The following is a 24211-nucleotide window of genomic DNA, read 5'->3' as shown; positions in this document are numbered from 1 at the left end:
GGCGCCTCACACCCCGCCACCCCCCACAATGGGGGGGGGGGGGGGGGCGCGCCGGCCCCCGCCCCCCACAGCCGCTGGAGCGGCGGAACCTAGCAGCCGAGCAGGCGGCTGCCGAGGTAGCTCTGGATCTGGTCCAGGGAGACGCGCTCCTGCTTCATGGTGTCGCGCTCGCGCACGGTCACCGCGTTGTCGTCGAGGGTGTCGAAGTCGACGGTGACGCAGAACGGCGTGCCGATCTCGTCCTGGCGGCGGTAGCGGCGGCCGATGGCGCCCGCGTCGTCGAACTCGATGTTCCAGAACTTGCGCAGGTCGGCGGCGAGGCCCTTGGCCTTCGGCGACAGCTGCGGGTTGCGGGACAGCGGCAGGACGGCGACCTTGACCGGGGCCAGGCGCGGGTCGAGGCGCATCACGGTGCGCTTCTCCATGACGCCCTTGGCGTTGGGCGCCTCGTCCTCGTTGTACGCGTCGAGCATGAAGGCGAGCATGGCGCGGTTGACACCGGCCGCCGGCTCGATGACGTACGGGGTGTAGCGCTCCTTGGACTCCTGGTCGAAGAACACGAGGTCCTGACCGGAGGCGGCGGAGTGGGCCTTGAGGTCGAAGTCGGTGCGGTTGGCCACGCCTTCGAGCTCGGAGAACTCATTGCCACCGAAGTTGAAGCGGTACTCGATGTCGGCGGTGCGCTTCGAGTAGTGGGACAGCTTCTCCTTCGGGTGGTCGTACCAGCGGATGTTCTCCTCGCGGATGCCGAGGTCGCGGTACCAGTTCCACCGCTCCTGCATCCAGTACTCCTGCCACTGCTCGTCCTCGCCCGGCTTGACGAAGAATTCCATCTCCATCTGCTCGAACTCGCGGGTGCGGAAGATGAAGTTGCCGGGGGTGATCTCGTTGCGGAAGGACTTGCCGACCTGCGCGATGCCGAAGGGGGGCTTCTTGCGCGAGGTGGTCATCACGTGGGCGAAGTTGGTGAAGATGCCCTGGGCGGTCTCGGGGCGCAGGTACGCCTTGGAGCCGGTGTCCTGGGTCGGGCCGAGGTGGGTCTCCAGCATGCCGGAGAACTGCTTGGGCTCGGTGAACTGGCCCTTCACACCGCAGTTGGGGCAGTTGATGTCGGCGAGGCCGTTGGCGGGCGTGCGGCCGTGCTTGGCCTCGTACGCCTCTTCCAGGTGGTCCGCGCGGTGGCGCTTGTGACAGGAGGTGCACTCGGTCAGCGGGTCCGAGAAGGTACCGACGTGGCCGGAGGCCACCCAGACCTCGGGGGCCAGGATCACGGACGAGTCGAGGCCCACGATGTCCTCACGCCCGGTGACCATCGCCTTCCACCACTGGCGCTTGATGTTCTCCTTGAGCTCGACACCGAGCGGACCGTAATCCCAGGCAGCCCGGGAGCCGCCGTAGATGTCACTGCACGGGAAAACGAAGCCACGGCGCTTGCTCAGGCTGACGATGGTTTCGATCTTGTCGGCGGCCACGGTGCTCTCTTCATTTACGAGGACGAACGGCGAAGCCTCAAGGTTACCGGCGCCCGCACCCCCCCTTTCAAATCGGGACCCGCCTCCACGGGCCCCTCGCACCCCTCCCACCAGGGTTTTTGACAATCGTTTCCATCTTTGATGAAAATGGATGTCATGAACGTACGACGACGCCTCATACCGACCGCAGCCCTCGCCGCAACCGTCGCTCTCGCCGCCACGGCCCTCACCGCCTGCTCGGGCACGGCCGGAGCCGCCGGAGCCGAGGACGGCAAGCTCCACGTGATGGCGTCGTTCTATCCGATGCAGTTCCTCGCCGAGCGGATCGGCAAGGACCACGTGAAGGTCGACACCCTCACCAAGCCCGGGGTCGAGCCGCACGACCTGGAGATCACCCCGAAGCAGACCGCGCAGCTCGGCGAGGCCGATGTCGTCCTCTACCTCAAGACGCTGCAGCCCGCCGTGGACAAGGCCGTCGCCCAGTCCGGCGTGAAGAACATCGTCGACGCCGCCACCCTCACCCAGCTGGAAGTGCACGGCACCTCCGGCCACGACGAGCACGCCGCCGCCGGCGAAGAGGGCCACGCGGAAGGCGACGGCCACAGCCACGGCGAAGCCGGTGAGGATCCGCACGTCTGGCTCGACCCGGTCAAGTACGCGGAGATCGCCAAGGGCGTCGGCGCGGCCCTGGAGAAGTCCGACCCCGACCACGCCGCGGACTACAAGAAGAACACCGCCGGCCTCGTCGCCGAACTGGGCGCCCTCGACACCGAGTTCAAGGACGGCCTGAAGAACACGGCCTCCAAGACCTTCATCACCACCCACTCCGCCTTCGGCTACCTCGCCGAGCGCTACGGCCTCGACCAGGAGGGGATCTCCGGCGTCGACCCCGAGTCCGAGCCGAGCCCGGCCCGGATGAAGGAGCTGCAGACCCTCTCGAAGCAGGACAATGTGTCGACGGTGTTCTTCGAGACCCTGGCCAGCGACAAGACGGCCAAGACCCTCGCGGCGGACACGGGCCTGAAGACCGACGTCCTGGATCCCCTGGAGGGAATCACGGACACGTCCCAGGGCGCTGACTACTTCGGGGTCATGCGGGCCAACCTGAAGAACCTCCAGAAGGCACTCGGCAGCAAGTAATGGCAACAGCAGTAGCGGCATCGGAGGCGCGAGCCATGGAGTCCAAGCCCGGCCAGGCCCTGGACCAGCCCGTCATATCCCTGCGCGGGGCCACGGCCTCGCTCGGCTCGCGCCCCGTGCTGCGCGGCATCGACCTCACCGTCCGCAGCGGTGAGGTCGTCGCCCTGCTCGGCGCCAACGGCTCCGGCAAGTCCACGGCCGTCCGCGCCGTGGTCGGCCAGGTTCCGCTGAGCGACGGCGCCCTGTCCCTCTTCGGCACCGAGTTCAAGCGTTTCCGCGACTGGTCGCGCATCGGGTACGTGCCCCAGCGCACCACCGCCGCCAGCGGGGTCCCCGCCACCGTCCGCGAGGTCGTCTCCGCCGGCCGGCTCGCCCGCACCCGCTTCGGGTTCCTGCGCAAGGCCGACAGGGCCGCCGTGGAGCGCGCGCTGGACCTGGTCGACATGGGCTCCCACGCCGACGCCTCCGTCAACGCCCTCTCCGGCGGTCAGCACCAGCGGGTCCTCATCGCCCGCGCCCTCGCCGGGGAACCCGAGCTGCTGATCATGGACGAGCCGATGGCCGGCGTGGACCTGGCCAACCAGGAGGTCCTCGCGAACGCCCTGCGCAGCCAGGTCGCCGCCGGCACCACCGTGCTGCTGGTCCTGCACGAGCTGGGCCCGCTGGAGCCGCTCATCGACCGCGCCGTCGTCCTGCGCGACGGCTGCGTCACGCACGACGGCCCGCCGCCGGAGGCCCTGGGCCAGCACGCGCTGCCGGGCCACGACCACGTACACCCCCACTCCGCGCACGACGCCGAGCCCCTCCGGACGGGACTGCTGAGCTGATGGACCTCCTCGACTACGCCTTCATGCAGCGGGCCCTCATCGCCGCCGCCCTCGTCGGCATCACGGCCCCCGCGATCGGCACGTACCTCGTGCAGCGCCGCCAGGCCGTCATGGGCGACGGCATCGGGCACGTGGCCATGACCGGGGTCGCGCTCGGCTTCCTGCTCAACACGAGCCCGGTGTGGATGGCCACCCTCGTCGCGATCATCGGCGCGGTCGGCATGGAGCTGATCCGCTCCCGCGGCAAGACGAGCGGGGACATCGCGCTGGCCATGCTCTTCTACGGCGGCCTGGCCGGCGGCGTCATGATCATCAACCTGGCTCCGGGCGGCTCGACGGCGAACCTGACCAGCTACCTCTTCGGCTCGATCACCACGGTCTCGGCCGAGGACATCACCGCGGTCGTGATCCTCGCCCTGTTCGTCGTCGCCGTCACCCTGGGCCTGCGCCGGCAGCTGTTCGCGGTCTGCCAGGACGAGGAGTTCGCCCGGGTCACCGGCCTGCCGGTGCGCTTCCTGAACCTGCTGATGGCCGTCACCGCGGCCGTCACCGTCACCGTCGCGATGCGCATCGTCGGCCTGCTGCTGGTCAGCGCCATGATGGTGATCCCCGTCGCGGCCGCCCAGCGCGTCACCCGCGGGTTCACCGCCACGCTGACGGTGGCCATGGTGATCGGCGTGCTGGTCTCGCTGTCCGGCACGGCGGCCACCTACTACATCGACGCACCGTCCGGCGGCACGATCGTGCTGCTCGCCATCGCCGTCTTCATGGTGATGACGGCGGTGTCCACGCCCCTGGCCCGGCGCCGGGCCCGGGCCGCCCGCGCCGCCGAAGAAGTCTGTACGCGGGACGACGTGAAGGTCTGAAGGGCTCGGGCAGCCGGCCGCCTGGCACAATGGGCCGCAGCCGAGACGAGGAGGAACCGGTGGCGACTGCGCCTGGCGAGATGAATACCGCGCCAGTACGAGGACGATCCACCCGACAGCGGGCCGCCGTGGCGGCGGCGCTGGACGAGGTGGACGAGTTCCGCAGTGCCCAGGAACTCCACGACATGCTCAAGCACCGCGGGGATTCCGTGGGCCTGACCACCGTCTACCGCACCCTGCAGTCCCTCGCGGACGCCGGCGAGGTCGACGTGCTGCGGACCAGCGACGGCGAGTCCGTCTACCGGCGCTGCTCCACCGGGGACCACCATCACCACCTGGTCTGCCGCAAGTGCGGCAAGGCCGTCGAGGTGGAGGGCCCGGCGGTGGAGAAGTGGGCGGAGGCGATCGCGGCGGAGCACGGCTTCGTGAACGTCGCCCACACGGTGGAGATCTTCGGAACCTGCGCGGACTGCGCGGCGGCCGCCGCCTAGATCCGACGCAGGTTCGCGTCGAGGAGGGCCCGCAGACGGTCGATGTCGGCGGGCTCCTGAGCTCCCCGCTTCGGCAGCGCCGCGAGGCAGCCCGCACGCGGGCCCCCCACCAGGACGAAGAGATCCGGGGTCTCCACGTACTCCGTGAAGAGCTGCCAGTCGGACGTGTAAGACATGGTCTCGCCCGTGGTCGCAGTGCCCCGCCCGTCGACCACCGTGCGGCACTGCCCGTACAGCGCCATCACGCCGTGGAGCCGGCGCGCCATGCTCCGCCGACTCCGTACTCCACCGATCAGCCCGACACCCAGGCCCAGCACCGCACTGACCACGAGGACGACCGGCAGGATTCCGCGGAGCAGGCCGAACATCGCCACGAGGCCCGTCGTCACCAGCGGTATCAGGGCCGCCTCTGCCCGGCCCGCCCCCGTGCGCCGGGCGCGAACCCGTACGGCCTCCCGAAAGTCCTCGATCGTCAGCCGGTACTCGAATACGGCCTGCTCCACCTGCTGCGCGGGCGCCCCACCTGTGTTCATGGCACGGAGCGTAAAGGACGCTCAGGCCGAGGTGCCCGGCTCCCCCTGGTTCGGGACCGCCCCGCCGAAGCGGCGGTCGCGCTGGGCGTACTCGTAGCAGGCCTGCCAGAGGTTGCGGCGGTCGAAGTCGGGCCACAGGACGTCCTGGAACACCATCTCGGCGTACGCGCTCTGCCAGAGCAGGTAGTTGGAGGTGCGCTGCTCGCCGCTCGGGCGCAGGAAGAGGTCCACGTCCGGCATGTCCGGGTAGTACATGTACTTCGCGAAGGTCTTCTCGTTGACCTTCGACGGGTCCAGCTTCCCCGCCGCCACATCGCGCGCGATGGCCTGCGCCGCGTCCGCGATCTCGGCGCGGCCGCCGTAGTTGACGCAGAAGTAGAGGGTCATCGCGTCGTTGTCGACGGTCTGCTCCTGTGCGACCTGGAGCTCCTGGACGACCGACTTCCACATCTTCGGCATGCGACCGGTCCAGCGGATGCGGATGCCCAGCTCGTTCATCTCGTCACGGCGGCGCCGGATGACGTCACGGTTGAAGTTCATGAGGAAGCGCACCTCGTCGGGCGAGCGCTTCCAGTTCTCCGTCGAGAAGGCGTACAGGGAGAGGTTCTTGACGCCCATCTCCAGGCAGCCCTTGAGCACATCGAGCACGACGCCCTCGCCCACCTTGTGGCCCTCGGTGCGCGGCAGGCCGCGCTCCTTGGCCCAGCGGCCGTTCCCGTCCATGACGATCGCGACGTGGTTCGGGACGAGCTCGCCGGGGATCTTCGGCGGGCGCTCACCGGACGGGTGCGGCTCGGGAACCTTGTACTCGCGGCGAGAGCGTCCCAGAATCCCGCGTCGTGCCATGTGCCCAGCTCCTATTTCTCGACGTATCGAAGGGAGCGTAGCCCGCGCTCCAGATGCCAGTGCAAGTAGGCCGAGACCAGCCCGCTGCCCTCCCGCACGTGACGCGCCTCGCACGCGTCGGCATGGCCCCAGTCGCCCGTCAGCAGGGCGCTGAGCAGGGCGATGGCCTCCGACGAGGGTACGACGCTGCCGGGGACGCGGCAGTCGCCGCATATGACCCCGCCCGCGGCGACGGAGAAGTGCCGGTTGGGGCCGTGGATCCCGCACTTCGCGCAGTCCTCGAAGCTGGGCGCGTAGCCGTTGACGGCGAGGGAGCGCAGCAGGAAGGCGTCGAGGATGAGGTTCGGCGCGTGCTCGCCGCGCGAGAGGGTGCGCAGGGCGCCGACGAGCAGCAGGTACTGCTGTACGGCGGGCTCGCCCTCGTGGTCGGTGAACCGCTCGGCGGTCTCCAGCATCGCGGTGCCGGCGGTGTAGCGGGCGTAGTCGGTGACGATGCCGTTGCCGTACGGGGCGATGATCTCGGTCTGCGTGCAGAGCGGGAGGCTGCGGCCGACGAGTTCGCCGCTGCGGGAGAAGAACTGCACGTCGGCGTGGGAGAAAGGTTCCAGCCGGGCGCCGAACTTGGACTTGGTGCGCCGGACGCCGCGGGCGACGGCCCGGACCCGGCCGTGGCCCCGGGTCAGGAGCGTGATGATGCGGTCCGCCTCACCCAGCTTCTGGGTGCGCAGCACGATGCCGTCGTCGCGGAACAGACTCATGGACCCCATTGTCCCGTAACCCCGATGGCGGCACTGCCAGGACGGACTTCCCGAACGGCAGCGACCCCCGCCGGGCGCGAGGCCCGGCGGGGGACACCCCTTGGGAGGATCAGGCGGTCGGCGCCGGGGCGGGCTCGCCCTCGCCCGACTGGGCCGGAATGGCTGCCGTGGCTTCGCCGTCCGACACCGCGGCGTCGGCCTTGGGAGCGTCGGCCTTCGGAGCGTCGGCCTGGGGGGCGTCGGCCTTCGGAGCGTCGACCTGCACGGCGTCGGCCTGCACGGCGTCGGCCTTCGGGGCATCGGCCTGCGGGGCTCCGTGGGCGTCGTCCTTGCCCAGACCGTTGAAGATCAGGTTCAGGACGATGGCGGCCGTGGCACCGAGCGTCACACCGCTGTTGAGGAGCGAGGAGAGGTCCGCGTCCATGTGGTCCTTGAAGAGCACCGGGACGGTGGCGGGGAGCAGCGCGAAGGCCAGGGAGACACCCACGACGAGCGCGTTCTTCTCCTCCTTGAGGTCGACCTTGGCCAGGGTCTGGATGCCTGCCAGGGCCACCATCGCGAACATCACGGTCGCGGCGCCGCCGAGCACTCCGTGCGGAACCGCGGCGACGATCGCGGCGGCCTTGGGGATCATGCCGAGCAGGATCATGAAGACGCCCGCGGCGACCACGACGAAGCGGCTCTTGACCTTGGTCATGCGGACCAGGCCGACGTTCTCGGCGAAGGCCACGTACGGGAAGGAGTTGAGGACACCGCCGAGCGCGGTCGCGGCGCCGTCGGCACGCAGGGCGCGGGCCACGGTCTCGCTGTCGATGTCCTTGCCGACGATGTCACCGACGGCGTAGGTGTCACCGGTGGTCTCGACCATGGTGATCAGCATGACGATGAGCATCAGGACGATCGGGAACCACTCGAACTTCGGGGCACCGTAGTAGAACGGCGTGGTGATGCCGATCCAGTCCGAGTTGCTCACGTCGCCGAACTTGGCGTCGCCGAGCAGGAAGGCGACGGCGGTGCCACCGACGAGCCCGAGCAGGATCGAGATGCTGTTCAGGAAGGGCCTGCCGAGCTTCATCAGCACGAGGATGAAGAGCATCGTGCCGCCGGCGTAGGCGAAGTGCTTCGGGTCACCGAAGTCGGGGCTGCCGAGGCCGCCCGCGGCGTCGTTCAGGCCGACCGGGATCAGCACGATGCCGAGGACGGTGATCACCGTGCCGGTGACGACCGGCGGGAAGAGCCGCATGATCATGCGGAAGGCCTTGGGGGGCAGCCAGGCGAAGGCGAAGGTGGCGATACCGGCCGTGATGACCGCGCCGTAGATGACGAGCAGGCCCGCCGTCCCGCCGCCCGCGCCGAGACCGATGGCGATCATCGGGGACACCGCGGTGAAGGTGACGCCCTGGATCAGCGGCAGCCGCGCACCGATCCTGCCGATGCCCCACGCCTGGATGATCGAGGCGATACCGCAGGTGAAGAGGTCGGCATTGATCAGGTAGACCAGCTGCTCGGTGGAGAGCCCGAGGGCGCCACCGACGATGATCGGAACGATCACCGCACCGGCGTAGAACGCGAGTACGTGCTGGAATCCGTACAGCGCGAGCTTGGGGAGGGGGAGCACCTCGTCGACCGGGTGCGTGCTCTGCTTTCCGGTGGCGGAAAGCGGTGCGGCGACACGTGCCATCTCTGCCTTGCCCTTCAATGAGGTAGGTAACGAGAGGAAGCGATAGGAAGCTGGTTGCCCCTGCCGAAGTGGGTCGTTAGCCCGTTGATCCGGCAGGGTGTCGTTGCGTCCACGTGAATCGAAGCTCCGCGGTGTTACCGGCGGCGTCTCCTCGTGTGACCGGAATTGAACGCCTGTGGGGCCGCTCACAGATATCGTCGGCTTCTACAAAATGTTGACCCGGAGCCGTGCGGGCTCTGTAGGTTTCTCCAGTGGTGGAGACCCCCGGTGTCGACTATGGCCAACGCTTCACGGGATCGGCGCTTCCCTCTGCGCGAACGCGAAGGACATGTGCAGTGACGTGCGGGTTAACACGTCGAGAGCCGTTCGACCACGCAAACAAGAAGGCCCCGCTCCGGCCGTCCACAGGGTGGGGAAGCCCCCTACGGACGGCGCGCCTCCGCGGTTCACGGCACGCGGAAGAATCTGGAGAACCGGGCTGCGAGGCCCGATTGTTATCTCAGAATGTGCCGTTTTCGCCCACCCCGTGAGACGCCGCCGCGTCCGAAACCGCCAGCGCGGCCGAAACGATCGCCTGCGCCGCCGTCGCCGCGGCCAGCACCGGATCCGTCCGGCGGTGGGCGCGGCCCAGCATGAAGGCGCCCTCCAGCAGCGCGATGACCGATCCCGCCGTCTCGTGCGCGGCCCGGATGCCGTGGTCGGCGTAGTACGCGGCCAGCGCGTCGGTCCAGGAGGTGAAGATCTCCGAGGTGACCAGGCGCAGCCCCTCGTGGGTGCTCGCCACCTCCAGCGCGACCGTGGCGACGGGGCAGGGGTCCGCGAAGTCCAGCTCCTCCAGCGTCGCGGCCGCACCCGTGAAGGCGTCCCGCGTCGCCAGCACGGGGTCGTCGTGACGGCCCGCGCCCGGCCCGAAGAGGTCACCGATCAGCGCCAGGTAGGTCGCACCGGAGGTCCGCAGGACCTCCTCCCCCAGCTGCGCCTTGCCTCCCGGGAAGAAGTGGTAGGCGGAGCCGTAGGGCGCCCCCGCCGTCGCCACGATCTGCTTCATGCCGGTGGCCGCGTACCCCTGGCGGCGGAAGAGCTCGGTCGCCGCGCCCAGGATGCGTGCTCGCGTATCGCCTGTCGTCCTCATCGGGGTCTAGTCTCTCACTAGATCGGTCTATCTAATGGATTCGACCAGGGGGAACCGCATGCTCGCCATCGCGCTCAGTTCCGGCACCATCGAGTACACCGACACCGACTTCGGCACCGACTCCGGCACCCACCCTGACACCGTTCCCGGCACCGGTCCCGGGGCTGCGGACGGGCCCGCCCGCGAGACGCTCGTCCTCGTCCCCGGCCTCGGCTTCGACGCCTCCGTCTGGCAGCCCGTGGTCGACGACCTGCGGGCCGACTTCCGCGTCCTCGTCCCGGTGCTGCCCATCGGCGGCCACCGCCTCCCCATGGACCCCGGCGCCGACCTCTCCGCCGACGGGGTCGCGGGTCTCCTCGCCGAGTTCCTCGACCGCCTCGACCTGCGCGAGGTCACCCTCGTCCAGAACGACGCCGGCATCGCCCAACTCCTCGTGGGCGTGAACGACAAGCGGATCGCACGCCTCGTCCTCGCTTCCTGCGAGGCCCTCGACAACTACCCGCCGGGCCTCCAGGGCAAGGCCCTGCACACCGCGAGCAGGATTCCCGGAGCGCTCCACCTGCTCCTGCGGTCGTTCCGCTCGCCCTTCCTCGCCGGGATGCGGACCTCACTCGGCGGCATGGCCAAGCGGCCCATCCCGCACGACCTGGTCCTGCGCTGGTACGGCCCGCTGCTCACCGACCCGGCCATCCGCCGCGACCTCGGCGCGTTCCTGCACGCCACCCGCAAGGACACCTACGTCCGGGCCGCCGAGCGGCTGCGCTCCTTCGACCGCCCCGCCCTGGTCCTCTGGGGCGCGGAGGACCGGATGATGCCGCCGCGGACCGGTCGCCGGCTCGCCGAACTGCTTCCGTACGGCGCGTACGAGGAGGTCCCGGACGCCCGCACGCTGATCCCGTTCGACAACCCGCGGGGGCTGTGCGAGGCCCTGCGCCGTTTCATCGCGGCGCACCCCGCCCCGGTGGTGCGGGGCAGCGTCTGAGCCCCCGCAGGGGCCTCGCAGGGCCTGTAGGGGACCGGTCCCGGCCCCTACGGAGCCCGGACCGCCGACAGCAGCCGCGCGACCTCGTCCGCGTCGATGCGCAGCGCCGCGCCCACGGTCGCGAGCACCTCGCGCTCCGCGGGGATGTACGGGCCGTCCGCCAGCGCGACGCGCGCGCCCTGCAGGAGGATCGATTCGCGGCCCGGGCCGGCCAGGTGCGGGGCCAGCGGCTCCAGGGCCTCGTGCAGCTCGATGGAGAGCGCGGCGCCGAAGCAGTCGGGGCCGTCGTAGAGCCCGAGCCGTCCCTCCTCGGCGGCCAGCCCCTCGACGAGGGACTCCAGCTGCTCCTCGGTGCAGTCCTGGAACCCGGCGGACCGCACGGCGCCCGCGGCGGCCTCCAGCGCGCTGCGCGAGGAGGTCCCGCCGGCGGCCAGCACGGCCAGGGTCACGGTGTGCACGGCGTCGCGCAGCAGCGTGGAGAAGCGGGTCGTGGTGAGGTGGTCCAGGACCTCGGTGCCGAACCGCTCACGGCAGCCCGTGCACTCGACGACGGGACCCACCTGCCCGCGGGGCAGCAGCGGCACCCCGAGGACGGTGAACCGGCGGCGTCCGGTACGCCGGCGGTAGTTGCGGTCGCCACCGCAGTCGGGGCAGAAGAACTCCCCGTCCCCCACGGTGCTCCAGGTGGTGCGGATCCCCCAGACCGTCAGCCTCCGGCCGTCCCCACCCCGAACTGGCAGCACGTCGCACCTCCGTAACCTTCCGGCAACATCGCCGGGTTGGCGTGATGTTAGCCACATCGGTGAGGATGCGTCAGTCGTGTGACAAGACAACATCGCCCGGCTGCCGTACTTGGCCGATCTGCGCCCCTGCCCGCGCACCGCCCCGCACCCCCTCCCACCTGGCCGCCCGTCCCCGCGGCCGGTCCCCGCGCCCTGCCCGGCCTGCCTGCCCTCGGCGGCATGAACGAGAAGTCCCGTCCGGTGACCGGAGCCGCGAGCGGCATCGGAGCGGGCCGCGCGGGGGATCCGGGTCAACGCCGTGGCCCCCGGGACCATCCGTACGGAGCGGGTGGCGGCGCTGATGCCCCGCTGACATGGCGGAACCCCGCCCCTCCGGAAGGGAGGGGCGGGGTTCTCGTCCCGACGGGTCAGCGGCCCGCGCGGTTGACGGCGGAGATGACCGCCTTCAGGGAGGCGCGGGTGGTGTTCGCGTCGATGCCGATGCCCCACAGGACGCGGCCGTCGATCGCGCACTCGATGTACGAGGCGGCGACGGCGGAGGCGCCCTCGCTCATCGTGTGCTCGGTGTAGTCCAGCAGGCGGGCGTCGATGCCGATGGCGGCCAGCGCGTCGAAGAAGGCCGAGATCGGACCGTTGCCGGTGCCGTTCAGCACGGCCTCGGCGCCGTCCACGACCGCCTCGACGGTCAGCGTGTCGGTGCCGTCCTTGTCGGTGGCCGTCGAGCCGGAGCGCAGCTGGATGCGTCCCCACGGGTTCTCGGGGTTGGGCAGGTACTCGTCCTGGAAGACGTCCCAGATCGCCTTCGGGGTGACCTCGCCGCCCTCGGAGTCGGTCTTGGCCTGGATGATCCGCGAGAACTCGATCTGCATGCGGCGCGGCAGGTCCAGCTTGTGGTCGTTCTTCAGGACGTACGCGATACCGCCCTTGCCGGACTGCGAGTTGACCCGGATGACCGCCTCGTAGGAGCGGCCGACGTCCTTCGGGTCGATCGGCAGGTACGGGACCGCCCACTCGATGTCGTCGACGGTCTTGCCCTGGGCGGCCGCGTCGGCCTCCATGGCGTCGAAGCCCTTCTTGATGGCGTCCTGGTGGGAGCCGGAGAAGGCCGTGTAGACGAGGTCGCCCGCGTAGGGGTGGCGCGGGTGGACTTCCATCTGGTTGCAGTACTCGCTGGTGCGGCGGATCTCGTCGATCTGCGAGAAGTCGATCTGCGGGTCGATGCCCTGGGAGAACAGGTTCATGCCCAGCGTGATCAGGTCGACGTTGCCGGTGCGCTCGCCCTGCCCGAACAGGCAGCCCTCGATGCGGTCCGCGCCGGCCATCAGGGCCAGCTCGGCGGCCGCCACGGCGGTGCCGCGGTCGTTGTGCGGGTGCACGGAGATGCAGATGTGCTCGCGGCGGGTCAGGTTGCGGGCCATCCACTCGAAGCGGTCCGCGTGCGTGGACGGCGTGGAGCGCTCCACGGTGGCGGGCAGGTTCAGGATGATCTCGCGGCCCTCGGCCGGCTGCCAGACGTCACAGACGGCCTCGCAGACCTCCAGGGCGAAGTCCAGCTCGGTGTCGGTGAAGATCTCCGGGCTGTACTGGTAACCGAAGACGGTGTCGGCGCCCAGCAGCTTGTCGGCGTACTCCATGACCAGGCGGGTGCCGTCGACGGCGATCTGCTTGATCTGCTCCTTGGAGCCGCGGAAGACGACCCGGCGGAAGGTGGGCGCGGTCGCGTTGTACAGGTGCACGGTGGCGCGCTTGGCGCCGACCAGCGACTCCACGGTCCGCTCGATCAGGTCCTCGCGGGCCTGGGTCAGTACGGAGATGGTCACGTCGTCCGGGATCGCGCCCTCTTCGATGATGGAGCGCACGAAGTTGAAGTCGGTCTCACCGGAGGACGGGAAGCCGACCTCGATCTCCTTGTAGCCCATGCGCACCAGCAGGTCGAACATCTCGCGCTTGCGGGCGGGGGTCATCGGGTCGATCAGCGACTGGTTGCCGTCGCGCAGGTCCGTGGACAGCCAGCGGGGCGCCTGGGTGACGCGGGCCTCGGGCCAGGTGCGGTCGGGGATGTCCACCTGCTCGTACGAGCCGTACTTGTGGATGGGCATCCCGGAGGGCTTCTGGGTGTGGGTCGCGTTCGTGATGGGCGTGGGGCGACCGACGAAAGTGTGCTGGCTCATGGCGTAGGGCTCCTCGCGTGTCCGCGTGTAGTTCGCTGGGACGGCCGACGGACGGTCGCAAAACCGCAACACCAAACTCCGCGGGGAGGGGGTCGGCCTACGACTACAGGCCCTCGCCGCGGCAGCTAAGGAGGAGCAGCCCGAAACGCATGATGGGCCGAGCCTAACCGAGCCGCCCCGTATTGCGGGGGCTGTTCCAGTATGCAAGACCCGTGGGTCCGTTTTGCACCCTTTGTGAGTTAAGCCTCTTTCCGTACAACAAGCTCAGGTCGATCCACCGATGGCCATCGGGTTCACACGTACGATCACATCGTCACCGATGGTGATGGCGCACGTGCGCCGCGCCGCGAGATCGCCACCCCGGGGCGGCGTATGACACGACCGAATGAATCATGGTCGCACCTAGTGACATGAGGGTCACCCGCTGCCACATTGCCGGGCATGGATGCCTTCCTCGCCCCCCGCCACCCCGTCTTCTGCACCGTGGTGCCGCCGCACCTCCTGGACAAGATCGCCCGGTCGGAGGACCCCGCACGCGCCGCCGCCGCGCGGCGGACCCTCGAGCTGGACGCCTCCCACCGGGTCCGGCGGTTGATGGCGGTGCTCCCGCCTGCCGTGGAAACGCCCTCGCAGACCCCCGAGCGCACCGTCTACGACGCGGAGCACCGCACCCGGCTGCCCGGGAAGAAGGTCCGCGGCGAGGGCGAGGAGGCCGGCCAGGACGCCAGCGTCAACCGTGCCTACGCCGGGCTCGGGGCCACCTTCGAGCTCTTCCTCAAGGGCTTCGGCCGCCACTCCATCGACGACGCCGGACTGCCGCTGAACGCCAGCGTCCACTACGACCGGCTGTACAACAACGCCTTCTGGGACGGCAGCCAGATGGTGTTCGGCGACGGCGACGGCGACCTCTTCCTCGACTTCACCGTGTCCGTGGACGTCATCGGCCACGAGCTGACCCACGGGGTCACCCAGCACACCGCCGACCTGGAGTACTACGGCCAGTCCGGCGCCCTCAACGAGTCCATGTCCGATGTCTTCGGCTCCCTCATCAAGCAGTACTCCCTGGACCAGACCGCCGAGGACGCCGACTGGCTGATCGGCGCCGGACTGCTCGGTCCCTCGGTGGACAGCGGCTCCGCCCTGCGGTCGATGAAGGCGCCCGGGACGGCGTACGAGGACGACGAGCTCGGCAAGGACCCGCAGCCCGCGACCATGGACGGCTACGTCCGCACCTCCCGCGACAACGGCGGCGTGCACATCAACTCCGGCATCCCCAACCACGCCTTCTACCTCGTCGCGACCGAGCTCGGCGGCAAGGCCTGGGAGCGGGCCGGACGGATCTGGTACGACACCCTGACCGGCGGGGAGCTGGGCCCGAAGGCCGACTTCGCCCGGTTCGCCGCCCTGACGACCGCCGCGGCCGTCACCCGGTACGGCGACGGTGGCGCGGAACACCAGGCACTGCAGAAGGCGTGGTCGACGGTCGGGGTGGGGTAGAAGGGCGGTCATGCGGATTCAGGTGGTGCGGACGGGCGGCTTCGCGGGGATCGAGCGGCGGGGCGAGGTGGACACCTCGGGCCTGCCCGACGAGGACGAGTGGCAGGCGCTGGCTCAGCTGGCCCTGCGCCCCGGCCCGCCGGGACATCCGGCGGAGCGGGTCCGGGACGGATTCTCGTACCGGATCACCGTGGACGGCCGGACCGTGCTCTGCCAGGACCCGAACCTCTCGGACGCGCAGCGCTCGCTGATCTCCCGCGTCCTTAAAGAGGGTGCCTGACCAGGGATCACTTGCTTGGATGGCCGGATGACCACGACTTCCGACACCCTGTCCGAGCTGGAGCGGTACTACGACGCGGCGCCCCGGGCCGGCGGTGCGCGGGCCGAGGACTTCGGCCCGCTGACCCTGTTCGTCCAGGAGGGCGCGGGCTGGCCCTACTACGCCCGGCCCGCGCTCGGCGGCGGTGACGTCGGTGCAGGTGGCGACGGCGCGGTCTCCGTGGCCGACGTCGAGCGGGTACTGGCCCGGCAGCGGGAGCTGCGGATCCCCGAGGCCTTCGAGTGGGTGGCCGAAACCACCCCCTCCCTGCGGGCCGCAGCGGAGGCCGCCGGGCTGACCGTCCACGCGCATCCGCTGATGGTGCTCGACCCCACGGCGGTACGGCCCCCGGCCCGTCCCGACGTACGCGTACTCGGCGCGGCCGACCCGCTGCTGCGCCCGGCGGTGACGGTGCCGATGCTCGCCTTCGCCGCGCCCGGCACGGCGGTGGGCGAAGCGGGCCCGGCGGAACTCGCGGTGGCGGAGCGGGACCCGGCCTCGGAGGGCCGCCGGGTCCGGGTCGCCGAGTCGATCACCACGGGCCGAAGCGCCCTGGCCGCGGCCGTACGGGACGGAGTGGTGCTCTGCTCCGGCCAGTACATCCCGGTCGGCGACGTCGCCGAGGTCGTCGGTGTCGGCACCCTCCCCTCCGCCCGCCGCCAGGGCCTGGCCCTCGCGGTGACGGCGGCCCTGGTCGCCGACGCCCTGGCCCGCGGGGCCCGCACGGTCTTCCTGTCGGCGGGCGACGAGGACGTGGCCCGCCTCTACGCCCGCCTCGGCTTCCGCTCCGTGGGCACGGCCCTGATCGCGGACCGGCCGCTGTGATCGGCCGGCTGCTGGGCCGCCGACGCCCGCAGCCGCGTGACCCGGCCGCGTACGGGTCCCCGGGCCCGGGACGGCCCGCCGTGCCACCGCCGCCGGGTCACCCGCCGCTGACCGGGGCCGAGGTCGCGCAGGCGGAGCGGGAGCTCGGCATCCGCTTCCCGCCCGCGTACCGCTCGTACTCCGAGGGGGACGAGTTCGAGGACCGCGGGACAGCCGGCTCCGTGGTGCTGCGCGACAACGGCTGCGGCTTCGCCACACTGTTGCCGCCGGACTGGGGGCGTCCCGCGCAACTCTGAACCCGTTGTCTTGCGGGAACGGCAAGGTCGCTTGGCCGGGGCCGCGGTCGGGGCGGAGCATCGAAGGCGCGGGCAACCCGTACCCGTTCCGACCGAAAGAGGCCGCCATGGCGCACGCGCACGACCACGCCACCCACTCTCCCGAAACCGAGACCCAGACCGGGACCCAGACCGGGACCGGGACCGGGACCGAGTTCGTGGGCGAGGAGTTCTGGGACTCCCGCTACCGCGAGAGCGAGAGGATCTGGAGCGGCGAGGCCAATGCCGTGCTGGCCCGGGAGGCCGCCCCCCTCGCTCCCGGCCGGGCCCTGGACCTCGGCTGCGGAGAGGGCGGCGACGCCGTCTGGCTCGCGCGGCGGGGCTGGTACGTGACCGGGACGGACATCTCCGGGGTCGCCCTGGAGCGGGCGGCGGCCCACGCCGCCGACGCCGGGGTCGCGGACCGCACCGCGTGGGAGCGGCACGATCTCGCGGAGTCCTTCCCGGCCGGCGAGTACGACCTGGTCTCCGCGTGCTTCCTGCACACCTTCGGGGAGTTCCCGCGCGAGCGGGTCCTGCGCCGGGCCGCCGCGGCCGTGGCCCCCGGCGGGATCCTGCTCGTCGTCGGCCACGCCGGCTGGCCGTCCTGGCAGGAGGACCGTCCGGAGGTGGCCTTCCCGACGCCGGACGAGGTCCTCGCCCAGCTGGAACTGGAGCCCGGCGCCTGGGAGGTCCTGCTGGCGGAGGAACACGTACGGGTCCAGAACCAGCCTGACGGCCGGCCCGGGACCCGTACGGACAACGCGGTGAAGGTGCGGCGGCTCCCCTAGGAGCCCCTGAGGAGCCCGCCGGGAAACCGGCCGCCTAGAAGCCGAGCTTGCGCAGCTGCTTGGGGTCGCGCTGCCAGTCCTTGGCGACCTTCACGTGCAGGTCCAGGAAGACCGGGGTGCCCAGCAGCGCCTCGATGTGCTTGCGCGACTTCATCCCGACCTCCTTCAGGCGGGCGCCCTTCGGGCCGATGATGATGCCCTTCTGGCTCGGCCGCTCGATGTAGAGGTTGGCGTGGATGTCCAGCAGCGGACGGTCCGCCGGGCGGTTCTCCCGGGGGATCATCTCCTCGACGACCACGGCGATGGAGTGCGGGAGCTCGTCCCGTACGCCTTCCAGCGCGGCCTCGCGGATCAGCTCCGCGACCATGACCATCTCGGGCTCGTCGGTGAGGTCGCCCTCCGGGTACAGCGGCGGGCTCTTGGGCAGCATCGGCGCGATCAGGTCCGCCAGCAGCTGGACCTGGGTGTCGCCGACCGCCGAGACGGGCACGATCTCGGCCCACTCGAAGCCCAGCTCCTCGGCGAGCTGGTGCACGGCGATGAGCTGCTCGCCCACCACCTTGGACTCGACCAGGTCGGTCTTGGTGATGATGGCGATCTTGGGGGTCTTCTTGATCCCCGCGAGCTCCTTGACGATGAACTTGTCACCGGGGCCGAGCTTCTGGTCCGCGGGCAGGCAGAAGCCGATCACGTCGACCTCGGACCAGGTCGCGCGCACGACGTCGTTCAGTCGCTCGCCGAGCAGCGTGCGCGGCTTGTGGAGGCCGGGCGTGTCGACCAGGACGAGCTGGGCGTCGGGGCGGTGCACGATGCCGCGGACCGTGTGGCGGGTGGTCTGCGGCCGGTTGGAGGTGATCGCGACCTTGGTACCCACGAGCGCGTTGGTCAGGGTCGACTTCCCCGCGTTGGGACGGCCGACGAAGCATGCGAAGCCCGCACGGTGCGGGCTGGTGGTCTCGGGGGAACGATCGCTCATACGGGCCATTCTCCCCGATGCGGCTCCCAGCGCCGACCAGACTGCCGCCACGAGCACGAGACCGGCCGCCAGCAGCCCGTTCAGGGCGGGGTGCGCGGCATGTCCGGTGGCGGCCCGGGCGGCCGTCCCGTCGGCCCGCGCCACCACCGCGACCTGGGCCCATTCCAGGACCGGCGGGTCCGCCCAGCGTGCGGTGAGCCGGACCCGCTGCCCGGGCAGCAACTCGCCGGGCAGGTCGGCGAGGGGGCGGGAGAGGAGGCCCCGGCCGAGAGTTCCGGAGACGGTCAGGGTGGCGCGGGGGCGCAGGGTGACGTTGCCGAGGTTGTGGAGGGTGTACGAGATCTCCGCGCCGCCGGCGCCGCCGCGGTCGGTGCGGAGGTCTTCGACGGCCAGGGCGGGGGCGGTGGGACCGGTGACCCGGAGGTAGAGGCGGGCCGCGACGGCCTGCCGAATCCCTATCCCCTCTCCGGCGGTGCCCCGCACCGCCGCGTCGGCCGGCCGGTCCTCCAGGGCGACGACGGCTCCGGGGTGGTCCCCCGGTTCGGCCCGGTCGGGAACGGTGAGGGTGAAGCCGACGTCGACCGCCGTCTTCGCCGGGACGGTGATCCGCTCCCGTGCCAGCGCCGTCCAGGCACCCGTGGCGGTGCGCGGCTCCTCGGGCCCGCGCAGCGCGAAGCCGCCGTCGCGGGCGGTGTTGTAGGCGTCGGCGGCGTAGAGGCGGAAGGTGCGGGGCCGGTCGGTGCGGTTGGCGATGGTGACGGAGTCGGTGACGGCCTGGCCGGGGCCGGCGGCGAGGTAGAAGTACGGGCGCTGGCCGAGCGCGTTGGCGGCAGGCAGGACGGCCCACTGCCCGTTGTCCGCGGCGGCGGCGGGTCCGGCTCCGCCGAGCAGAAGGATCCCGAGGCCGACCAGCACGGCGGCGGCGGCCGTCGCCCGGGCCAGGCGTTGCCGTGCGCGCGCGGGGCGGTTCCAGGGGGTTCCTCTCCCCGCCCCGCCCCTCCCCCGCTCCCCGGGCTGCGCCCGGACCCCCCTGGGGCTCCGCCCCAGGCCCAGCGCCTCACCCGCCGGCGAGGCTGGACATGGCCGACACCAGCGCGCCGCACCCGGCAACGGGTCCGGGGCCGAACCCCGGGGAACGGGCGAAGGGCGGGTAGGGGGCTTCGCCCCGCGCAGCGGGACGGGGGGCCGACCGGACCGGGTCACGACAACGTCAGCGTCAGCACCGCCGTGTAGGCGCCCGGCGGGGTGTACGGGGGCACCTGGAGGGTGACGGTCGCGTCGACGGCGAAGGTGCCGCCGACGAGCGGGGCGTCACCGGTGGAGGCCAGGACCGCGCCGTCCGGCCCGACCGTGCCCGCGCTGCCCGGCGTGCACGCGCTGGGGCTGCCGGGCGCGGCCGCGCACGTCGGGGTCCAGCTCAGGGAGGCGCCCGGGATGCGGACCCCGCCGGAGCCGGTGAAATCGGTGACCTTGCCGATCAGGGACCATCCGGCCGGCCCGCCGCGGGTGTCCTTGACGGTGACGGTGCCGATGCGTCCGGCCGCCGCTCCCCCGTCCCCGTACGGGACCGCGGCCAGGGTCACGGCGTCGCCCTCCTGCGTCATGCCGAGCTCGCCCGGCTCCACGACCGCCGTCACCGTCTGGCTGCCCGGCGGCAGCGGGGCGGCGACGATCACCGTGTACGCGGACGGGCCGGAGCCCCGCTCCGGAGTCCAGGCCGCGCCCTCGTACGCCACGACCGCGGTGGTCGCCCGGTCCGTGACCGGCAGCTCCGCGAGGACCACGCCGAGCTCGTCGGCCTTCGCCGTGACCCGGTCGGCGGTCTCCGCGGTACCCGCCCGGCCGGCCACGGTGACCTCCGCGCCGGGGGCGAAACCGGCTCCGGTGACCTTGACCTCGGCCCCCGGGGCTCCCGCCGCCGTACCGAGCGCGACGGCGCGCACGTTGGCCGCCGGCAGCGGGCTCGCGTTGATCCGCTGAGCGACCGGCGGCCCGGCCAGGGAAGGGGAAGGGCTCGGCGGTTCCGACGCCGGCGAGGACGAAGACGGAGACGGGGGCGGGGACGCCGGCGACGGGGGCGGGGACGGCGGCGACGGGGGCGGGGACGGCGCCGCGGATGCCGACGCGGACCCGGAAGGCTGCGCGGACGGTGTCGGGTCCGGGTCCGGGTCCGGCGGCACGCTCCCGGAGGCGGCGGCGCAGACGGTGTCCAGTTCGAGCAGGTGGCCGGTGTGCAGGGTGTAGCCGCCCGGGGTCAGGGTGATCTCCCCGGGGGCGGTGACGGTGAAGGTGCCGGTCATGGTGACGGCGGGCAGCACTCCGCCCGCCTCGACGGGATCGTTGCGCTTGGCCCCGACGACCGTGACCTCGCCCGTCTGCACGCCCCCGAGCACGATCCGCCCGGTCGGGGTGAGGACGTCGGCGGGCAGGCCGACGGAGAGCGGGTTCACGGCGGGGGTCCGGGTCACCTGGTAGGTGACGGTGACGGTGTCACCGACGCGCGGCGTGGGGTCGTCGACGGTGATCCGGGCGGTGGTGGGCCCGTCGGCCGGCGGGAGTCCGGCTTCCTGCGGCGGCAGGCAGTGCGTCGGGAACTCGACCTGCCCCGCGGGGGTCTCCCCCTCGGCGGCGGCGGGCGCGCTCAGCGCTCCCCCGGTCGCGGCGGCCAGGACCGCCATGCCGACGGCCGCCGACCACCCTCTGTGCCGCACCGTTGTCCGCGCCGTTGTCCGCGCCGTCGCTCGCGCCGAAGTCCGCACTGACCGCCCCCTGGGATCCCGTACCCCGCCAGGGGGCCATTCACGAGCGGGCGGGGGGATAAGTCAATGCACGGACCCGGCAACAACTGATGTCCCATCAGGAGATGGCAGCGTGCTGCCCTGTTCGGCGTCCCGGAAGGTCCGCCGGTAGGCCGTCGGGCTCACGCCGAGTGCCGCCTGCACGTGTTTGCGCAGGGACTGCGCGGTCCCGAAGCCCGCCTCCCGGGCCACGTGTTCCATCGGCAGGTCGGTCTGCTCCAGCAGCGCCCGGGCCCGCTCCACCCGCTGCCCGACGATCCATTCGCCCGGGCTGAGCCCCGACTCCTCGCGGAACCTGCGCGTGAAGGTCCGTACCGACATCGCCTCCTGCCGGGCCAGGTCGGTCAACCGCAGCGGCTCGTGCAGCCGGTCCAGCACCCAGGCGCGGGCCGCGGTGGTGGCCGACCGCTGCGGCTGCGGCACCGGGCGCTCGATGAACTGGGCCTGCCCGCCCTCACGGTGCGGCGGTACGACGGTGCGCCGGGCCACGTCGTTGGCGACGGCCGCGCCGTGGTCCCGGCGCACGATGTGCAGGCACAGGTCGATCCCGGCGGCGACTCCGGCGGAGGTGAGCACGTCCCCGTCGTCGGTGTAGAGCACGCCCGGGTCGACCAGTACGGCCGGGAAGGTCTGCTGGAAGTGCTCGGCGGAGGACCAGTGGGTGGTGGCCCGGCGGCCGTCCAGGTACCCGGCGGCGGCCAGGACGTAGCCGCCGGTACAGATGGAGACGAGCCGGGTGCCGGGCCTGATGTGCCCGAGGGCGACGGCCAGTTCGGGGGTGAGCCGGCCCTCGTCGTGGACCGGGCCCAGCTCGTAGGAGGCGGGGACCACCACCGTGTCGGCCGTGGCCAGCAGTTCGGGGCCGTGCTCGACGTGGATGTCGAAGTCGGCGTCCGTGGGCACCGGGCCGGGGGCGAGTCCGCAGGTGAGGATCTCGTACAGCGGCCGGCCTGCGGAATCCTTCGCCCGCCCGAAGATCCGGTGCGGGATGCCCAGCTCGAAGGGCAGCAGCCCGGCGAGGGCGAGTACGACCACACGGTGGACACGGTGAGCACGGGTCTCCATGGCCCGATCATATCGAAGGGTGTCGGTCAGGCCACTGTCGTGCGCGTCCCCGGCGGCCGGAAACTGTCGACGTGACGCAGACAGACCCGGGCCCCGGCCCCTCCCTCGGCTCCTCCCTCGGCTCCTCCCTCGGCTCCTCCCCCGCACCGACGCCCGCTCCCGGCCCGGCCGCCGCCGGCCCCGACTCCACCGCCGGCGCACCGCTGCGAGGGCCGCACCGGGTCCACCGCGTCCACCGCGCCTGGTTCGTCGCGGCCGTCGCCTTCGTGACGATCATCGGCGCCGCCGCCTTCGCCTCGCTGCCCGGTCTGCTCATCGAGCCGCTGCACGAGGAGTTCGACTGGTCGCGCGGCACGATCGGCCTCGCCGTCTCCGTGAACCTCGCGCTGTACGGGCTCACCGCGCCGTTCGCCGCCGCGCTGATGGACCGCTTCGGCATCCGCAGGGTCGTCGCCGTGGCGCTGACCGTCATAGCCGCCGGCTCCGTGGCCACCGTGTGGATGACCACCTCCTGGCAGCTGATCCTCTACTGGGGCGTCCTGGTCGGCCTGGGCAGCGGCTCGATGGCCCTGGCCTTCGCCGCGACGGTGACCAACCGCTGGTTCACCGCCCGGCGCGGCCTGGTCACCGGCATCCTGACCGCCGCCGGGGCCTCCGGCCAGCTGGTCTTCCTGCCGCTGCTGGCCTGGCTGGTCGAGAACCACGGCTGGCGCCCGGCGTCGGTCACCGTCTCGCTGGCGGCCCTGACCGTCGTGCCCTTCGTCTGGCTGCTGCTGCGCGACCACCCGGCGGACATCGGGACCACCCCGTACGGCGGCGTGTACACGGCCAAGCCCGCGCCCGTCCCCGGCGCCGCCCGCCGGGCCCTGCGCGTCCTGGCCAAGGCGGCCCGGACCGGCCCCTTCTGGCTGCTGGCGGGCACCTTCGCGATCTGCGGGGCGTCGACCAACGGGCTGGTGAAGACCCATTTCATCCCGTCGGCCCACGACCACGGCATGCCGGTGACGGCGGCGGCCGGACTCCTCGCCGTGATCGGCGTGTTCGACGTGATCGGCACGGTGTTCTCCGGCTGGCTGACGGACCGCTTCGAATCGCGCCGCCTCCTCGCCGTGTACTACGCCCTGCGCGGGGTCTCGCTGCTCTTCCTCCCGATGCTGCTGGCCCCGACCGTGCACCCGCCGATGGTGTTCTTCATCGTCTTCTACGGCCTGGACTGGGTCGCGACGGTCCCTCCGACGATCGCGCTGTGCCGCGAGCACTACGGAGAGGACGGCGCCATCGTGTTCGGCTGGGTCCTGGCCTCGCACCAGATCGGCGCGGCGGCAGTGGCCTTCCTCGGCGGCCTGGCCCGCGACGCCTTCGGCTCGTACGACCCCGTCTGGTACGCCTCGGGAGCCCTGTGCGCGATGGCCGCCCTGATGGCGATGGTCATCCGCCGCCGCTCCACTGCCGGAGCCGGGGCCGTCGCGGCCTGACCGGCCGGGGCCTGCGCCCGGCCGCGGCCGGGCCGTCGCGGCCCCGCCTCAGGGCCGGACCGCAGCGCCGCGCAGCACCGCCGCCGGGCCCGCCCCGCAGGGATCAGGCGCCGGCCGCAGTGGTCGACTTCAAGGTGCCGTCCGGGCCCGCCAGGAGGACCGGGGTGTCCGGGCCGCCGAGGTCGCGGACCGCCGCGCGGTCGGCCTCGGAGGGGGCCTGAGCCGCGCTGACGACGGCCGCCGCCTCCAGGGACTGTGCCCCGCTGGCCACCGCCATCGCGACGGCCGTCTGGAGCGCACTCAGCTTCAGGGAGTCCAGCGCCACGGTTCCGGCGACGTACGTACGGCCGGTCTCGTCCCGGACCGCCGCCCCCTCGGGCACGCCGTTGCGGGCCCGGGCGCTGCGCGCCAACGTGATGATCTTGGTGTCTTCGGGGTCGATCCCGGTGCTGTCGGTCATAGCCCGAAGCATATGGAGCGCGTCGGCGGGGTCGTCGTGCGGCCCCGCC

General features: G+C 71.9%; 23 protein-coding genes and 1 pseudogene. 11 read left to right on the top strand and 13 right to left on the bottom strand.

All coding sequences use genetic code 11. The features are described 5' to 3' along the window. Positions 1 to 89: 89 nt before the first annotated feature. Positions 90 to 1472 carry a glycine--tRNA ligase gene (locus ABZY57_RS25005; RefSeq protein ID WP_356515464.1) on the bottom strand — a complete coding sequence of 461 codons (1383 nt, stop codon included), beginning with the start codon at positions 1470 to 1472 and terminating at the stop codon, positions 90 to 92. A gap of 156 nt (positions 1473 to 1628) precedes the next feature. On the opposite strand from ABZY57_RS25005, the gene ABZY57_RS25000 reads away from it, so the two are divergent. The 4 genes from ABZY57_RS25000 to ABZY57_RS24985 are packed head-to-tail and all read left to right on the top strand — an operon-like array spanning position 1629 to position 4796. Beyond that, the gene (locus tag ABZY57_RS25000; protein WP_356515462.1) at positions 1629 to 2612 is read left to right on the top strand and encodes a metal ABC transporter substrate-binding protein; all 984 of its coding nucleotides are present in this window, start codon (positions 1629 to 1631) and stop codon (positions 2610 to 2612) included. 35 nt (positions 2613 to 2647) lie between these two features. Beyond that, positions 2648 to 3439, top strand: a complete 792-nt coding sequence (locus ABZY57_RS24995) for a metal ABC transporter ATP-binding protein (protein WP_356515460.1) — start codon at positions 2648 to 2650, stop codon at positions 3437 to 3439. Further along, a complete protein-coding gene (locus ABZY57_RS24990; protein WP_356515458.1) occupies positions 3439 to 4305 on the top strand; it encodes a metal ABC transporter permease in 867 nt (288 codons plus the stop codon). The genes ABZY57_RS24995 and ABZY57_RS24990 overlap by 1 nt, the downstream gene beginning before the upstream one ends. A 59-nt stretch (positions 4306 to 4364) precedes the next feature. After that, on the top strand, positions 4365 to 4796 hold the full coding sequence (locus tag ABZY57_RS24985) for a transcriptional repressor (RefSeq protein WP_356515456.1): 432 nt from the start codon (positions 4365 to 4367) through the stop codon (positions 4794 to 4796). On the opposite strand, the gene ABZY57_RS24980 is transcribed toward ABZY57_RS24985, so the two are convergent. The 5 genes from ABZY57_RS24980 to ABZY57_RS24960 form a co-directional block, all read right to left on the bottom strand. Next, a complete protein-coding gene (locus tag ABZY57_RS24980; RefSeq protein ID WP_356515454.1) occupies positions 4793 to 5329 on the bottom strand; it encodes a YcxB family protein in 537 nt (178 codons plus the stop codon). The genes ABZY57_RS24985 and ABZY57_RS24980 overlap by 4 nt on opposite strands. Positions 5330 to 5350: 21 nt before the next feature. Further along, positions 5351 to 6175 (bottom strand): isoprenyl transferase, encoded by an 825-nt coding sequence (locus tag ABZY57_RS24975; protein WP_356515452.1) that lies wholly within the window; start codon positions 6173 to 6175, stop codon positions 5351 to 5353. 11 nt (positions 6176 to 6186) lie between these two features. Then, entirely contained in the window at positions 6187 to 6933 is a 747-nt protein-coding gene (gene recO / locus ABZY57_RS24970; protein WP_243334691.1) for a DNA repair protein RecO, read from the bottom strand. A gap of 109 nt (positions 6934 to 7042) precedes the next feature. Continuing rightward, positions 7043 to 8614 (bottom strand): nucleobase:cation symporter-2 family protein, encoded by a 1572-nt coding sequence (locus ABZY57_RS24965; protein ID WP_356515450.1) that lies wholly within the window; start codon positions 8612 to 8614, stop codon positions 7043 to 7045. A gap of 499 nt (positions 8615 to 9113) precedes the next feature. Then, positions 9114 to 9746, bottom strand: coding sequence for a TetR/AcrR family transcriptional regulator (locus tag ABZY57_RS24960; protein WP_356515448.1), 633 nt, complete (start codon positions 9744 to 9746; stop codon positions 9114 to 9116). Between the two features lie 58 nt (positions 9747 to 9804). Between ABZY57_RS24960 and ABZY57_RS24955 the strand changes: the two genes are divergently transcribed. Next, positions 9805 to 10728, top strand: coding sequence for an alpha/beta hydrolase (locus tag ABZY57_RS24955; RefSeq protein WP_356515446.1), 924 nt, complete (start codon positions 9805 to 9807; stop codon positions 10726 to 10728). A 47-nt stretch (positions 10729 to 10775) separates the two neighbouring features. Here the strand turns inward: ABZY57_RS24955 and ABZY57_RS24950 are convergent, their stop codons facing one another. Further along, the gene (locus ABZY57_RS24950; protein WP_356515444.1) at positions 10776 to 11471 is read right to left on the bottom strand and encodes a TerB family tellurite resistance protein; all 696 of its coding nucleotides are present in this window, start codon (positions 11469 to 11471) and stop codon (positions 10776 to 10778) included. Between the two features lie 407 nt (positions 11472 to 11878). After that, positions 11879 to 13642, bottom strand: a complete 1764-nt coding sequence (gene leuA, locus ABZY57_RS24945; RefSeq protein ID WP_356515442.1) for a 2-isopropylmalate synthase — start codon at positions 13640 to 13642, stop codon at positions 11879 to 11881. 441 nt (positions 13643 to 14083) lie between these two features. Between leuA and ABZY57_RS24940 the strand changes: the two genes are divergently transcribed. The 5 genes from ABZY57_RS24940 to ABZY57_RS24920 all read left to right on the top strand — a co-directional run bounded on the left by ABZY57_RS24940 (position 14084) and on the right by ABZY57_RS24920 (position 17388). Continuing rightward, a complete protein-coding gene (locus ABZY57_RS24940) occupies positions 14084 to 15139 on the top strand; it encodes a M4 family metallopeptidase (RefSeq protein WP_356515440.1) in 1056 nt (351 codons plus the stop codon). 10 nt (positions 15140 to 15149) lie between these two features. Next, positions 15150 to 15419: a protealysin inhibitor emfourin gene (locus ABZY57_RS24935; RefSeq protein WP_356515438.1), complete on the top strand. Its 270-nt coding sequence runs from the start codon at positions 15150 to 15152 to the stop codon at positions 15417 to 15419. Between the two features lie 27 nt (positions 15420 to 15446). Beyond that, positions 15447 to 16283 carry a GNAT family N-acetyltransferase gene (locus tag ABZY57_RS24930; protein WP_356515436.1) on the top strand — a complete coding sequence of 279 codons (837 nt, stop codon included), beginning with the start codon at positions 15447 to 15449 and terminating at the stop codon, positions 16281 to 16283. A gap of 80 nt (positions 16284 to 16363) precedes the next feature. Beyond that, positions 16364 to 16579, top strand: a complete 216-nt coding sequence (locus ABZY57_RS24925) for a hypothetical protein (RefSeq protein WP_356515434.1) — start codon at positions 16364 to 16366, stop codon at positions 16577 to 16579. Positions 16580 to 16686: 107 nt separating this feature from the next. Next, complete coding sequence (locus tag ABZY57_RS24920) at positions 16687 to 17388, top strand: class I SAM-dependent methyltransferase (protein WP_356515432.1); 702 nt, start codon at positions 16687 to 16689, stop codon at positions 17386 to 17388. A gap of 34 nt (positions 17389 to 17422) precedes the next feature. On the opposite strand, the gene era is transcribed toward ABZY57_RS24920, so the two are convergent. From era to ABZY57_RS24900, 4 genes and pseudogenes are all read right to left on the bottom strand, one after another. After that, positions 17423 to 18364 carry a GTPase Era gene (gene era / locus ABZY57_RS24915; protein ID WP_243335076.1) on the bottom strand — a complete coding sequence of 314 codons (942 nt, stop codon included), beginning with the start codon at positions 18362 to 18364 and terminating at the stop codon, positions 17423 to 17425. Between the two features lie 528 nt (positions 18365 to 18892). Then, positions 18893 to 19279, bottom strand: a pseudogene (locus tag ABZY57_RS24910) (DUF916 domain-containing protein); the annotation flags it as partial. 284 nt (positions 19280 to 19563) lie between these two features. Beyond that, a complete protein-coding gene (locus ABZY57_RS24905) occupies positions 19564 to 21075 on the bottom strand; it encodes a beta-xylosidase (RefSeq protein WP_356515430.1) in 1512 nt (503 codons plus the stop codon). Between the two features lie 111 nt (positions 21076 to 21186). Further along, positions 21187 to 22227 carry a helix-turn-helix domain-containing protein gene (locus ABZY57_RS24900; protein WP_356515428.1) on the bottom strand — a complete coding sequence of 347 codons (1041 nt, stop codon included), beginning with the start codon at positions 22225 to 22227 and terminating at the stop codon, positions 21187 to 21189. A 203-nt stretch (positions 22228 to 22430) separates the two neighbouring features. Between ABZY57_RS24900 and ABZY57_RS24895 the strand changes: the two genes are divergently transcribed. Continuing rightward, positions 22431 to 23702: an MFS transporter gene (locus ABZY57_RS24895; protein ID WP_356515466.1), complete on the top strand. Its 1272-nt coding sequence runs from the start codon at positions 22431 to 22433 to the stop codon at positions 23700 to 23702. A 103-nt stretch (positions 23703 to 23805) separates the two neighbouring features. Here the strand turns inward: ABZY57_RS24895 and ABZY57_RS24890 are convergent, their stop codons facing one another. Then, a complete protein-coding gene (locus tag ABZY57_RS24890) occupies positions 23806 to 24162 on the bottom strand; it encodes a cytidine deaminase (RefSeq protein ID WP_356515426.1) in 357 nt (118 codons plus the stop codon). Positions 24163 to 24211: the final 49 nt, after the last annotated feature.

The sequence above is a fragment of the Streptomyces sp. NPDC006450 genome, from assembly GCF_040612195.1.
Classification (GTDB): domain Bacteria; phylum Actinomycetota; class Actinomycetes; order Streptomycetales; family Streptomycetaceae; genus Streptomyces.
Note: the sequence above shows the minus strand (reverse complement) of the source record. Positions and strands in the feature narration are given on the sequence as shown.

Coding starts and splice junctions, on each gene's coding strand:
- ABZY57_RS25000 (WP_356515462.1), top strand. CDS start 1,629: ATGAACGTACGACGACGCCTCATACCGACCGCAGCCCTCGCCGCAACC.
- ABZY57_RS24995 (WP_356515460.1), top strand. CDS start 2,648: ATGGAGTCCAAGCCCGGCCAGGCCCTGGACCAGCCCGTCATATCCCTG.
- ABZY57_RS24990 (WP_356515458.1), top strand. CDS start 3,439: ATGGACCTCCTCGACTACGCCTTCATGCAGCGGGCCCTCATCGCCGCC.
- ABZY57_RS24980 (WP_356515454.1), bottom strand. CDS start 5,329: ATGAACACAGGTGGGGCGCCCGCGCAGCAGGTGGAGCAGGCCGTATTC.
- ABZY57_RS24975 (WP_356515452.1), bottom strand. CDS start 6,175: ATGGCACGACGCGGGATTCTGGGACGCTCTCGCCGCGAGTACAAGGTT.
- recO (WP_243334691.1), bottom strand. CDS start 6,933: ATGAGTCTGTTCCGCGACGACGGCATCGTGCTGCGCACCCAGAAGCTG.
- ABZY57_RS24965 (WP_356515450.1), bottom strand. CDS start 8,614: ATGGCACGTGTCGCCGCACCGCTTTCCGCCACCGGAAAGCAGAGCACG.
- ABZY57_RS24960 (WP_356515448.1), bottom strand. CDS start 9,746: ATGAGGACGACAGGCGATACGCGAGCACGCATCCTGGGCGCGGCGACC.
- ABZY57_RS24955 (WP_356515446.1), top strand. CDS start 9,805: ATGCTCGCCATCGCGCTCAGTTCCGGCACCATCGAGTACACCGACACC.
- leuA (WP_356515442.1), bottom strand. CDS start 13,642: ATGAGCCAGCACACTTTCGTCGGTCGCCCCACGCCCATCACGAACGCG.
- ABZY57_RS24940 (WP_356515440.1), top strand. CDS start 14,084: ATGGATGCCTTCCTCGCCCCCCGCCACCCCGTCTTCTGCACCGTGGTG.
- ABZY57_RS24935 (WP_356515438.1), top strand. CDS start 15,150: ATGCGGATTCAGGTGGTGCGGACGGGCGGCTTCGCGGGGATCGAGCGG.
- ABZY57_RS24930 (WP_356515436.1), top strand. CDS start 15,447: ATGACCACGACTTCCGACACCCTGTCCGAGCTGGAGCGGTACTACGAC.
- ABZY57_RS24920 (WP_356515432.1), top strand. CDS start 16,687: ATGGCGCACGCGCACGACCACGCCACCCACTCTCCCGAAACCGAGACC.
- era (WP_243335076.1), bottom strand. CDS start 18,364: ATGAGCGATCGTTCCCCCGAGACCACCAGCCCGCACCGTGCGGGCTTC.
- ABZY57_RS24900 (WP_356515428.1), bottom strand. CDS start 22,227: ATGGAGACCCGTGCTCACCGTGTCCACCGTGTGGTCGTACTCGCCCTC.
- ABZY57_RS24890 (WP_356515426.1), bottom strand. CDS start 24,162: ATGACCGACAGCACCGGGATCGACCCCGAAGACACCAAGATCATCACG.